The 12,494-nt window shown below is 61.1% G+C and carries 4 protein-coding genes and 1 pseudogene; 3 read left to right on the top strand and 2 right to left on the bottom strand.

Features of this window, described 5'->3' with window-relative positions; genetic code table 11:
* Nucleotides 1-6,289: pseudogene (locus J3361_RS21455) on the bottom strand (LapA family giant adhesin); the annotation flags it as partial.
* 358 nt (nucleotides 6,290-6,647) lie between these two features.
* Here J3361_RS21455 and J3361_RS21450 point away from each other — a divergent pair.
* Genes J3361_RS21450 through J3361_RS21440 form a run of 3 tightly spaced genes read left to right on the top strand, consistent with a single transcriptional unit; the run spans nucleotide 6,648 to nucleotide 11,548 of the window.
* Nucleotides 6,648-7,997 carry a TolC family outer membrane protein gene (locus J3361_RS21450; RefSeq protein WP_207966218.1) on the top strand — a complete coding sequence of 450 codons (1,350 nt, stop codon included), beginning with the start codon at nucleotides 6,648-6,650 and terminating at the stop codon, nucleotides 7,995-7,997.
* A 37-nt stretch (nucleotides 7,998-8,034) separates the two neighbouring features.
* Nucleotides 8,035-10,191 (top strand): type I secretion system permease/ATPase, encoded by a 2,157-nt coding sequence (locus J3361_RS21445; RefSeq protein ID WP_207966217.1) that lies wholly within the window; start codon nucleotides 8,035-8,037, stop codon nucleotides 10,189-10,191.
* Nucleotides 10,181-11,548, top strand: a complete 1,368-nt coding sequence (locus tag J3361_RS21440) for an HlyD family type I secretion periplasmic adaptor subunit (protein WP_207966216.1) — start codon at nucleotides 10,181-10,183, stop codon at nucleotides 11,546-11,548. Before J3361_RS21445 ends, J3361_RS21440 begins: the two co-directional genes overlap by 11 nt.
* Before the next feature lie 280 nt (nucleotides 11,549-11,828).
* Here J3361_RS21440 and J3361_RS21435 read toward each other — a convergent pair whose 3' ends face one another.
* Nucleotides 11,829-12,200 carry a DUF6124 family protein gene (locus tag J3361_RS21435; RefSeq protein WP_207966215.1) on the bottom strand — a complete coding sequence of 124 codons (372 nt, stop codon included), beginning with the start codon at nucleotides 12,198-12,200 and terminating at the stop codon, nucleotides 11,829-11,831.
* Between the last annotated feature and the right edge of the window lie 294 nt (nucleotides 12,201-12,494).

Raw genomic sequence — 12,494 nt, 5'->3', positions numbered from 1 at the left:
CGACATCGAGCGTGCCCGAGCTTGCACCGGCGGCGATGGTGATGGTTTTGCCGCTTTCCAGCGTCACGGTGACCGGACCGTTTTGTGCGGTGACGGGTTTGCCGTCGGCACCGGTCAGGGTGGCGGTATAAGTGATGGTGCCGTTTTCATTCACGGTTGGCGTGGCGGTCAACGTCACGGTAGTGGTGTCGTCAACATCGCTAACCACAGTGCTGACTGGCGCGGTGTCAGGCGCGATGGCTTCGAGGTTGCCACCGGATGCATCTTTGATCGACTCAGTGACGGTGGTTGGGCCTTGGTACACGTCGTTGCCGACAGCCACGTCCAAGATGCCCGAGCTAGCGCCAGCAGCGATGGTGATGGTTTTGCCGCTTTCCAGCGTCACGGTCACCGGACCGTTCTGCGCGGTAACTGGCTTGCCATCGGCGCCGGTGAGGGTCGCGGTGTAAGTGATGGTGCCGTTTTCATTCACGGTTGGCGTGGCGGTCAACGTCACGGTGGTGGTGTCGTTGACATCGCTAACGATGGTGCTAACTGGGGCGGTGTTCGGAGCAATGGCTTCGAGGTTGCCACCGGATGCATCTTTGATCGATTCAGTGACGGTGGTTGGGCCTTGGTAAACGTCGTTACCCACAGCGACATCGAGCGTGCCCGAACTTGTGCCGGCGGCGATGGTGATGGTTTTGCCACTTTCCAACGTCACGGTGACCGGACCGTTTTGCGCGGTAACTGGCTTGCCATCGGCGCCGGTGAGGGTCGCGGTGTAAGTGATGGTGCCGTTTTCATTCACGGTCGGAGTGGCGGTCAACGTCACGGTGGTGGTGTCATCGACATCGCTAACTACAGTGCTGACTGGCGTCGTGTTTGGAGCGATGGCTTCCAGGTTACCGCCCGATGCCGAGGCAATCGATTCGGTGACGGTGGTCGGGCCTTGGTAAACGTCGTTACCCACAGCGACATCGAGCGCGCCTGAGCTTGCGCCGGCGGCGATGGTGATGGTTTTGCCGCTTTCCAAAGTCACGGTGACCGGACCGTTTTGTGCGGTAACTGGCTTGCCGTCGGCGCCGGTGAGGGTGGCGGTGTAAGTGATGGTGCCGTTTTCGCTCACGGTTGGATTGGCGGTCAGCGTCACGGTAGTGGTGTCGTTGACATCGCTGACCACGGTGCTGACTGGCGCGGTGTTCGGGGCAATGGCTTCCAGGTTGCCGCCGGATGCATCTTTGATCGACTCAGTGACGGTGGTTGGGCCTTGGTAAACATCGTTGCCGACGGCTACATCCAACGCACCCGAGCTTGCGCCAGCGGCGATGGTGATGGTCTTGCCGCTTTCCAGCGTCACGGTCACCGGACCATTTTGTGCCGTGACGGGCTTGCCATCGGCACCGGTCAGGGTGGCGGTATAGGTGATCGTGCCGTTTTCGTTCACGGTCGGTGTGGCAGTCAACGTCACGGTGGTGGTGTCGTTGACATCGCTAACGATGGTGCTAACTGGGGCGGTGTTTGGAGCAATGGCCTCCAAGTTGCCACCGGATGCATCTTTGATCGATTCGGTGACGGTGGTCGGACCTTGATAAACGTCGTTACCCACAGCGACATCGAGCGTACCCGAGCTAGCGCCCGCTGCGATGGTGATGGTCTTGCCGCTTTCCAGCGTCACGGTCACCGGACCATTTTGTGCCGTGACGGGTTTGCCGTCTGCACCGGTCAGCGTGGCGGTATAGGTGATGGTGCCGTTTTCGTTCACGGTCGGTGTAGCGGTCAATGTCACGGTGGTGGTGTCGTTGACATCGCTAACGATGGTGCTAACTGGGGCGGTGTTTGGAGCAATGGCCTCCAAGTTGCCACCGGATGCATCTTTGATCGATTCGGTGACGGTGGTCGGACCTTGGTAAACGTCGTTACCCACAGCGACATCGAGCGTGCCCGAGCTTGCACCTGCGGCGATGGTGATGGTTTTGCCGCTTTCCAGAGTCACGGTCACCGGACCGTTCTGCGCGGTAACTGGCTTGCCGTCGGCACCGGTCAGGGTCGCGGTGTAAGTGATGGTGCCGTTTTCATTCACGGTCGGAGTGGCGGTCAACGTCACGGTGGTGGTGTCGTTGACATCGCTAACGATGGTGCTAACTGGGGCGGTGTTTGGAGCAATGGCCTCCAAGTTGCCACCGGAGGCATCTTTGATCGACTCAGTGACGGTGGTTGGGCCTTGGTAGACGTCGTTGCCGACGGCTACATCCAACGCACCCGAGCTTGCGCCGGCAGCGATGGTGATGGTCTTGCCGCTTTCCAACGTCACGGTGACCGGACCGTTCTGCGCGGTAACTGGCTTGCCGTCGGCACCGGTCAGGGTGGCGGTGTAGGTGATCGTACCGTTTTCGTTCACGGTCGGCGTAGCGGTCAGCGTCACGGTGGTGGTGTCGTTGACGTCGCTGACGACAGTGCTGACTGGCGCGGTGTTCGGAGCAATGGCTTCCAGGTTGCCGCCGGATGCATCTTTGATCGACTCAGTAACTGTCGTTGGGCCTTGGTACACATCGTTGCCGACGGCTACATCCAACGCGCCCGAGCTTGCGCCAGCAGCGATGGTGATGGTTTTGCCGCTTTCCAGCGTCACGGTCACCGGACCATTTTGTGCCGTGACGGGCTTGCCATCGGCACCGGTGAGGGTGGCGGTGTAAGTAATGGTGCCGTTTTCATTCACGGCCGGATTGGCGGTCAACGTCACGGTAGTGGTGTCGTTGACATCGCTGACCACGGTGCTGACTGGCGCGGTGTTCGGAGCAATGGCTTCGAGGTTGCCACCGGATGCATCTTTGATCGACTCAGTGACGGTGGTTGGGCCTTGGTACACATCGTTGCCGACGGCTACATCCAACGCACCCGAGCTTGCGCCAGCAGCGATGGTGATGGTTTTGCCGCTTTCCAAAGTCACGGTGACCGGACCGTTTTGTGCGGTAACTGGCTTGCCATCGGCACCGGTCAGGGTGGCGGTATAGGTGATCGTGCCGTTTTCGTTCACGGTCGGCGTAGCAGTCAACGTCACAGTGGTGGTGTCATCAACATCACTAACCACAGTGCTGACTGGCGCGGTGTTTGGCGCGATGGCTTCCAGATTACCGCCCGATGCCGAGGCAATCGATTCGGTGACGGTGGTCGGACCTTGGTAAACGTCGTTACCCACAGCGACATCCAACGCACCCGAACTTGCGCCGGCTGCAATAGTGATGGTCTTGCCGCTGTCGAGCGTGACCGTCACCGGACCATTCTGCGCGGTGACCGGATTGCCATTGGCATCGGTCAGGGTCGCGGTGTAAGTGATGGTGCCGTTTTCATTCACGGTCGGCGTAGCAGTCAACGTCACGGTAGTCGTGTCTACCGAATCGGTAATCGTAGTGACCGCAGGCACAGTGCTCGGCACCAGATTCTCAAAGTTGCCACCCGTCGCACCGGTGATGGTGGTGCTGACGGTACTGCCGTTGTTGTAGACGTCGTTGGCGGGTGTATCCACGGCGACGGTGCCGGTGGTCGCACCGGCAGCGATGTTGATCACCGCGCCGTTGCTCAAGGTCACGGTCACCGGGGTCTGGGCCGGGTTGCTCAGCGTCGCCGTGTAGGTGATCTGGCCGCCTTCGGTGATGGTTTCGCTGGCGCTCAGCGTCAGGCCGGTTGTATCGGCCGAATCGGTGATCGTAGTAACGGCAGGTGACGTGCTCGGCACCAGATTCTCGAAGTTACCGCCGGTTGCGCCGGTAATCGTGGTGCTGACCGTGCTGCCGTTGTTATAGACGTCATTAGCCGGTGTCTCGACGTTGACGGTCCCGGTCGTCTGGCCGGCAGCGATGTTGATCACCGCGCCGTTGCTCAAGGTCACGGTCACCGGCGTCTGGGCCGGGTTGGTCAGCGTCGCGGTGTAGGTGATCTGGCCGCCTTCTGTGATGGTGTTGCTGGCGGTCAAGGTCAGGCCGGTGGTATCTGCCGAATCAGTAATCGTGGTGACCGCAGGCGCAGTGCTCGGCACCAGGTTTTCAAAGTTGCCACCGGTCGCACCGGTAATCGTGGTGGTGACGGTGCTGCCGTTGTTGTAGACGTCATTGGCAGGCGTATCAACGTTGACAGCGCCAGTGGTTTGGCCAGCAGCAATGGTGATGACCGAGCCATTGCTCAAGGTCACGGTTACCGGGGTCTGGGCCGGGTTGGTCAGCGTTGCGGTGTAGGTGATCTGGCCGCCTTCGGTGATGGTGTTGCTGGCGGTCAAGGTCAGGCCAGTGGTATCCGCCGAATCAGTAATCGTGGTGACCGCAGGCGCCGTGCTTGGCACCAGGTTTTCAAAGTTGCCACCGGTCGCACCGGTAATGGTGGTGCTGACGGTGCTGCCGTTGTTGTAGACGTCATTGGCCGGTGTATCGACGTTGACGGTGCCCGTGGTTTGGCCTGCAGCAATGGTAATGACCGAGCCATTGCTCAAGGTCACGGTTACCGGGGTCTGGGCCGGGTTGGTCAAGGTGGCGGTGTAGGTAATCTGGCCGCCTTCGGTGATGGTTTCGCTGGCGGTCAGCGTCAGGCCAGTGGTGTCGGCCGAGTCAGTGATCGTGGTGACCGCAGGCGTAGTGCTCGGCACCAGGTTTTCGAAGTTTCCGCCGGTTGCGCCGGTAATCGTGGTGCTGACGGTGCTGCCGTTGTTGTAGACGTCATTGGCTGGCGTCTCGACGTTGACGGTCCCGGTCGTCTGGCCAGCAGCAATAGTGATCACCGAGCCATTGCTCAACGTCACGGTCACTGGAGTCTGGGCCGGGTTGGTCAGGGTGGCGGTGTAAACAATCGAACCGCCTTCGGTGATGGTGTTGCTGGCGGTCAAGGTCAAGCCGGTGGTGTCGACCGAATCGGTAATCGTCGTAACCGCTGGCGTCGTGCTCGGCACCAGGTTTTCGAAGTTGCCACCCGTCGCACCGGTAATGGTGGTGCTGACGGTGCTACCGTTGCTGTAGACGTCGTTAGCCGGGGTATCCACGGCAACCGTGCCGGTCGTTTGGCCAGCAGCAATGGTAATGACCGAGCCATTGCTCAAGGTCACGGTTACCGGGGTCTGGGCCGGGTTGGTCAGCGTTGCGGTGTAGGTGATCTGGCCGCCTTCGGTGATGGTGTTGCTGGCAGACAGAGTCAGGCCAGTGGTATCCGCCGAATCGGTAATCGTTGTAACCGCTGGCGTGGTGCTCGGCACCAGATTTTCAAAGTTGCCACCGGTCGCACCGGTAATGGTGGTGCTGACGGTGCTGCCGTTGTTGTAGACGTCATTGGCCGGTGTATCGACGTTGACGGTGCCCGTGGTTTGGCCAGCAGCAATGGTGATGACCGAGCCATTGCTCAAGGTCACGGTCACCGGCGTCTGGGCCGGGTTGGTCAAGGTGGCGGTGTAGGTGATTTGCCCGCCTTCGGTGACCGTATTGCCCGCGCTCAGGGTGACGGTGGTGGTGTCGACGGTGTCGGTGATCTGGGTCACGGCCGGCGCAGTGGGCACGGTGACGGCAATGCCGGTGCCGCCGGTGGTGCCGGTGACGGTCACGCTGATCTGGCTTGGGTCGTTGTAGACCGTGTCGTTCGGCGCCAGTGGAACGTTGACGCTGCCAGTCAGTTGGCCAGCCGGGATCACGATGACCGCGCCGTTGGACAAGGTCACGGTCAGGTTGGTCTGCGGGGCCTGGGTCACGGTCGCGGTGTACACCAGCACGCCGCCGGCCTCGGTCAGGGTCGGCGTGGCGCTCAGGGTCATGGTCGCATTGAGCACGGCGTTGGCGGTCGTATCGGCCGTGGTATCGCCACCCAGGGTGTTGTCATCGGTGGCCGCCGCCGCAGCGAGGCCTTCGGTTGGGAAACCGACGGTAGGGTCGACGCTGCCGGCGGTGGCATCCAGCACCACAAAGCTGTGGCCGCCACCGGCGGCGCCCCCTGTACCCGCGGCAGTGGCGCCGGCGGCGGTGGCTTCCAGGGCAGTCGTCGGGTCGACGCCCGCGGCGATGGCTTGTTGCAGTTCTTCTACCGACGGCGCGGCCTGGGCGGTGGCTTGTGCCAGGTCAGTGGACGAGTCCGGAGCATTGGCGCTCCACTGGGTGTCGCGGCCCAGGTCCAGGGTGCGGCCATCGGCCAGCTCCAATGTGACGGCGCCGGCAGGGCCGGTGTCCAACTGGTCGCCTACGTTCAGGCGATCGCCTTCAATGAGTACGCGCCGAATGCCCTCTGGGGATACGACGAAAACCTGACCAACAATGCTTTTGACAACGGCAATAACACTGCTCATTGAAGACTCTCCGGGTGCCACGCTCAGTAGACTTCCATGGACCCGGCGGCTTTTAGGCAGCAGCGGTCTGGACGTTCATATTCACAAAGTAAGGTTATTTGACGCTTTTTGATGTCAATATTTTGGCTGTGTTTTTCCGAATATTTTGTTTGTGCCAAACTATTGACCTTCTGCCGGCCATCCTAAACAATTGCCGACGTAATGTCACATTGATATTTAAGCGGCGACCTGTTCTTTCAGCGCGTGTTCCAGCTCCTGTTTTGAACTTTCCGACATACGGTCATTCCGGTTGCCATCATCCGATGCAGCGCCACGTTTCGCTGTGATTCAAGACAAGAGTTCTGGGAATAATCCAACCATGCGTTCGCACCTGCTCAAGGCTTTACCCTTCGTCCTCGCCGCCAGTTTCGTACAAGCACAAACCTTGCCGCAGGCCATGCAGCAGGCTTTGGATGTCCATCCTGAAATCCAGGCCGGCGTGAACAGTCGTCTCGCGGCGGATTACCAACTCAAGGCGGCCAAGGGCGGCTACCTGCCTAGAGTGGACCTTGCAGCCGGATATGGCCGCGAAGGCACCGACAGTGTCACCACCCGTTCGGGCGGTAATAACCATTGGGAAACCCTGAACCGCAGCGAATCGAGCCTGCGCTTGTCGCAAATGGTTTTTGACGGTTTCGCGACATCCAGCGAAGTGGGGCGTCAACAAGCCACCGTTAATGCCCGTGCCTATTCGTTGCTGGACGCCTCCGAGCGCACCGGTTTGACGGTGGCCCAGGTTTACCTGGACGTGCTGACCCGTCGTGAGTTCGTGCGCCTGGCCGAGGAAAACCTCAAGAGCCACGAACGCATTTTCGATCAGATCAAGCTGCGCACTTCCCGTGGCGTGGGCAGCGGTGCCGACCTGGACCAGGCCGAAGCGCGCATGGCCCAGGCCCGCAACAACTTGATCACCGAACAAACCAACCTGGCCGATGCCGAGACCAACTACCTCAGCGCCGTCGGCCAACTGCCAGATCAACTGGAGCGTCCTGCCGATTTTCTGGCATTGCTGCCGGCCAACCTGACCGAAGCCCGCGCCCAGATGCTGGAAAGCAGCCCGGTGCTGCGTTCGGCCGAAGCCGACATCGCCGCCGCCGAGCAACAGTACGAAGCCGCCAAGTCGAGCTTCTACCCACGCTTCGACGCCGAGTTGGGCCGCACCGCCGACAACGACCTGGACGGTCAGAACGGCCACAACAATGAATGGCAAGCCATGCTGCGCATGCGTTTCAACCTGTATGCCGGTGGCAGCAACAAGGCCGACCTGGAATCCAAGTCGTACCTGTCCAACCAGGCCCTGGACATCCGCAACAACGCGCTGCGCCAGTTGAACGAAGAACTGGGCCTGGCCTGGAACGCCTTGAACAACGCCAACGCCCAGGTGCCGGTCGCCCAGCAATACGTTGATCGCAGCGCCAATGTGCGCACCGCCTACCAGAAGCAGTTCAGCCTCGGCGAACGCACGCTGCTCGACTTGCTCGACAGCGAAAACGAGCTGTTCAGCGCTTCCCGTCGTCTGGCGGAAATCAAGAATGTGCAGCTGTTCACCCAGTACCGGATCAAGGCAACCATGGGCCAGCTGTTGAAAAGCCAGGGTGTGGTCGCGCCGTTGGCATCGGTTGTGCAGAACGACGTGAAACCCAAGGTCCAGTTGCCTGGGATGAATTGAGTCCTACCACCCGTTTTAATCAGTCAGAGTGCCGAGCGTGGAATCAGAAGTCAGTCCAGTCGAACTAGTTCATGACCCGCGCACGCTGCACGACGACCCGTTGTTGGACGGTCTGCTGGCGCTCTGCATGCTGCACCAGAAGCCGGCCAGCGCGGCGATGCTCACCACCGGCCTGCCGCTGCCCAAGCAACGGCTGAGCGTCGAATTATTGTCGCGCGCGGCGGCCCGTGCCGGTCTGCAAGGTCGGGTGCTGCAACGCAAACTCGAGCAGATTCCGACCATCGCCATGCCGGCGCTGCTGCTGCTTAAAGACGGCCGCAGCGCCGTGCTGCTGGGCTGGGTCGGTGACGACCAGGCGCGATTGCTGCTCAGCGAAAGCGACGGCGGTGAGGTGACCGTCAGCCGCGAGCTGCTGGCCGATGACTACAGCGGCAAGGTGTTCTTCGCCCAGCCGCAGCATAAATTTGACGTTAACCACGGCACGCTCATTCCCCGGGCGCGTTCGTGGTTTCGCGACACCCTCAAGCGCTCCCGTTGGCTGTACGCCGATGCCATCGCCGCCAGCCTGCTGATCAACATCATCGCCATGGCCGCGCCGCTGTTCGTGATGAACGTCTACGACCGCGTCGTGCCAAACCAGGCCGAATCGACCCTGTGGGTACTGGCCGTTGGTATCACCGGCGCCTATGTGTTCGACCTGATCCTCAAGATGCTGCGCAGCCTGTGCCTGGACCTGGCGGGCAAGAAAACCGACCTGATCATCTCGGCGACGCTGTTCGAGCGTATCGTCGGCATGGCCATGAAACATCGCCCGGCGCGGGTCGGCAGCTTTGCCCAGAACATTCATGAGTTCCAGAGCCTGCGGGACTTCCTCGCCTCGCTAACCCTCACCAGCCTGATCGATTTGCCGTTCACCCTGCTGATCTTCATGGTCATCGCGATTATCGGTGGGCACCTGGTGTGGATTCCGGTGCTGGCCTTCCCGATTGCCCTGCTGATCGGCTATGCCTTGCAGAAGCCATTGATCGCGACCATGGAGCGCACCATGGCCCTGGGCGCCGAGCGCCAGTCGAGCCTGATCGAAACCCTCGCTGGGCTGGACGCGGTGAAGGTCAACAACGCCGAGAGCGAGCGCCAGTACCAATGGGAACAGACCATCGGCACCCTCAGTCGCCTCGAACTGCGGGTGAAGATGCTGTCCGGCCTGGCGATGAACATCACCTTGCTGATCCAGCAATTGGCCGGGGTGATCATGATCGTCTTCGGGGTTTATCTGATCATCGCCGGCAACCTGAGCATGGGTGGGCTGGTAGCTTGCTACATGCTCAGCGGTCGCGCCCTCAGCCCGTTGGCCTCGCTGTCGGGCCTGCTGACCCGTTACCAGCAGGCGCGGGTGACGATGACCTCGGTCGACCAGATGATGGAGCTGCCCCAGGAGCGCAATTTCGACGAGCGCCCGCTGAGTCGCAAGGTGTTGCAGGGCGCCGTTGAATGCCGGCAGTTGAACTTCACCTACCCGAACCAGCAGAACCCCGCGCTGAAGAACATCAACCTGGTGATCAAGCCGGGCGAGAAAATCGGCATCATCGGCCGCAGCGGCTCGGGCAAGAGTTCCCTGGCCAAGTTGCTGGTGGGCCTTTATCAGCCCGATGACGGCGCCTTGCTGGTGGACGGCGTGGACATCCGCCAGATCGACGTCAGCGAGCTGCGCTACAACATTGGCTACGTGCCCCAGGACATCCAATTGCTGGCCGGCACCCTGCGGGACAACCTGACCTCCGGTGCCCGTTACGTCGAAGACGAATTGGTGCTCCAGGCTGCTGAGCTGGCCGGCGTGCATGAATTCGCCCGCCTGCATCCGCAAGGCTATGAACTGCAAGTGGGTGAGCGCGGACAGAACCTGTCCGGTGGCCAACGCCAGAACGTCGCCCTGGCTCGCGCGTTGCTCCTCAACCCGCCGATCCTGCTGCTGGACGAACCCACCAGCGCCATGGACAACACCGGTGAAGAACGCTTGAAACAGCGCCTGGCCGCCGTGGTGGAAAACAAGACCGTGCTGCTGGTGACGCACCGGGCATCCTTGCTGTCGCTGGTGGACCGCCTGCTGGTAATCGACCGTGGACAGATCCTCGCCGATGGCCCGAAAGCCGCTGTCATGGAAGCGTTGAAGAAGGGGCAGATCAGTGTTGCTTAAATCAGGTTTGAAGGGCGCGGTGGGTCGCTATTTCAAAGGCACCGACTCGCTGCACGGCCAACCGCTGCCCGAGGTCAACAAAGCCCTGATCGAGGACGCTCCCCGGGTGGTGCGGCTGACGATCTGGGGCATCATCGGCTTCTTTGTATTCCTGGCGCTGTGGGCCAACTTCGCCGAGATCGACGAAGTGACCAAGGGCGACGGCAAGGCGATCCCCTCGTCCAAGATCCAGAAGATCCAGAACCTGGAAGGTGGCATCGTCGCTGAGCTGTTCGTCAAGGAAGGGCAGATCGTCGAAGCGGGCGCGTCGTTGATTCGCCTGGACGACACGCGGTTCGTCTCCAACGTCGGCGAGACCGAAGCGGATCGCCTGTCCATGCTGTTGCGGGTCGAACGCCTGAGTGCCGAGGTCGATGACCGGCCGCTGAACTTCTCGGCCGATGTGCTCAAGGCGGTGCCGGGCCAGGCCGCCAGCGAAGAGTCGCTGTACCTCAGCCGCCGCCAGCAGTTGCACGATGAAATCGGTGGTTTGCAGGAGCAGTTGATCCAGCGCCAACAGGAACTGCGAGAGTTCGTCTCCAAGCAGGCGCAGTACCGCTCCGGCCTGGCGCTGCAACGCCAGGAAATCAACATGTCCGAGCCGTTGGTGGCCCAAGGCGCGGTGTCGCCGGTGGAAGTGCTGCGACTCAAGCGCGCCGAAGTCGAGACCCGCGGGCAACTGGACGCCACGACGCTGGCGATTCCTCGCGCCGAATCGGCGATCAAGGAAGTGCAACGCAAGATCGACGAGACCCGCGGCAAGTTCCGCAGCGAAGCCCTGACCCAACTCAACGAAGCACGCACCGACCTGAACAAGGCCCAAGCCACCGGCAAGGCCTTGGAAGACCGCGTGAGCCGTACCCTGGTGACTTCGCCGGTGCGCGGTATTGTCAATAAACTGCTGGTGAACACCATCGGCGGCGTGATCCAGCCCGGCAGCGACCTGGTGGAAATCGTGCCGCTGGACGACACCCTCCTGGTGGAAGCGAAAATCCGTCCCCAGGACATCGCCTTCCTGCACCCCGGCCAGGACGCCACGGTGAAATTCACCGCGTACGACTACACCATCTACGGTGGGATGAAAGCCAAGCTGGAACAGATCGGCGCCGACACCATCACCGATGAAGACAAGAAGACCACCTACTACATCATCAAGCTGCGCACCGAACGCAGCCATCTGGGCACGCCTGAAAAACCCTTGCTGATCATCCCTGGGATGGTGGCCTCGGTGGACATCATCACCGGCAAGAAAACCGTGCTCAGCTACCTGCTCAAGCCAATCATCAAGGCCCGGTCCGAGGCGTTGCACGAGCGGTAAGGGCCGGGGAGTTGATCATTCTGTGGCTTGGTAGCTTTTGTGGCGAGGGAGCTTGCTCCCGCTTGAGTGCGTAGCACTCATCGCTTTTTTTGGGGCCGCTGCGCGCCCCAGCGGGAGCAAGCTCCCTCGCCACGGGTTATGGGGTGTCTGGGCTGACGCTATCGCGAGCAGGCTCGCTCCCACAGTTGATCGGTGTTGATCCCGATGTTTCGGTTCGACACAGATCCAGTGTGGGAGCGAGCCTGCTCGCGAAGGCGGTTTTCAATTCACCGCAGGCCTGTCAGCCCACCGCTTGAACCTCCAGCCGATCCATCGCCCTTTCCACCAACAAATGCACCCCATCGGCCATCCGGCTGATCGCCAGGATCACGCTGCGGCGCGAACCGTCGACATCATCGGCCAGGTCGGCGGCGATGGCGCTGATGGACAGCAGGTCTTCGGAAGCATTGGCCAGCAAGGTTTCGGTGTCGATGTCCGGGGCGACCGTGAAGAGCTGGGCGGTTTGGGATTTGGCTGAGGATTTATCGGCAGGTTTGGGGTTGAGGTAGTAGTCGAGGGCGCGCTCGGCGGCTTCGTCGAGTTTTTTGGCTTTCGAGGATTTGTCGGCAGTGTTGCCAGGGCTTCCTGGCGGATTTGGCGTTACTTTGAACATGAGAGATACCCTAAACAGTAATTAGTTGGGAACCGTCACCGTCCGCTTGCACGCGAATGGGGTGGCGGCCGTACGCAGGTGTGCAAGACCGGGCCTGTTTAGGACACCCAGCAGATCCAAGGATCTCCTGCGCGCAGCCGCCATAAAGCCAGAGGGCAGAAGAAAGCCCCTGAGCGATGCAGCGTTGCATCCTAAACAGTTTGTTCGGACTTGCACGTCCGTGTCACCGTTTTTTCAGTGACAAACCCAGACTAGCGGTGAGCCCAAAGGCGGACAAGTTCACCAACATCGCCG

The organism is Pseudomonas sp. OA65, assembly GCF_017498305.1.
Taxonomy (GTDB): Bacteria; Pseudomonadota; Gammaproteobacteria; order Pseudomonadales; family Pseudomonadaceae; genus Aquipseudomonas; species Aquipseudomonas zanjanensis.
The sequence above is the reverse complement of the archived record's forward strand: the minus strand, read 5'-3'. Positions and strand labels throughout refer to the sequence as shown.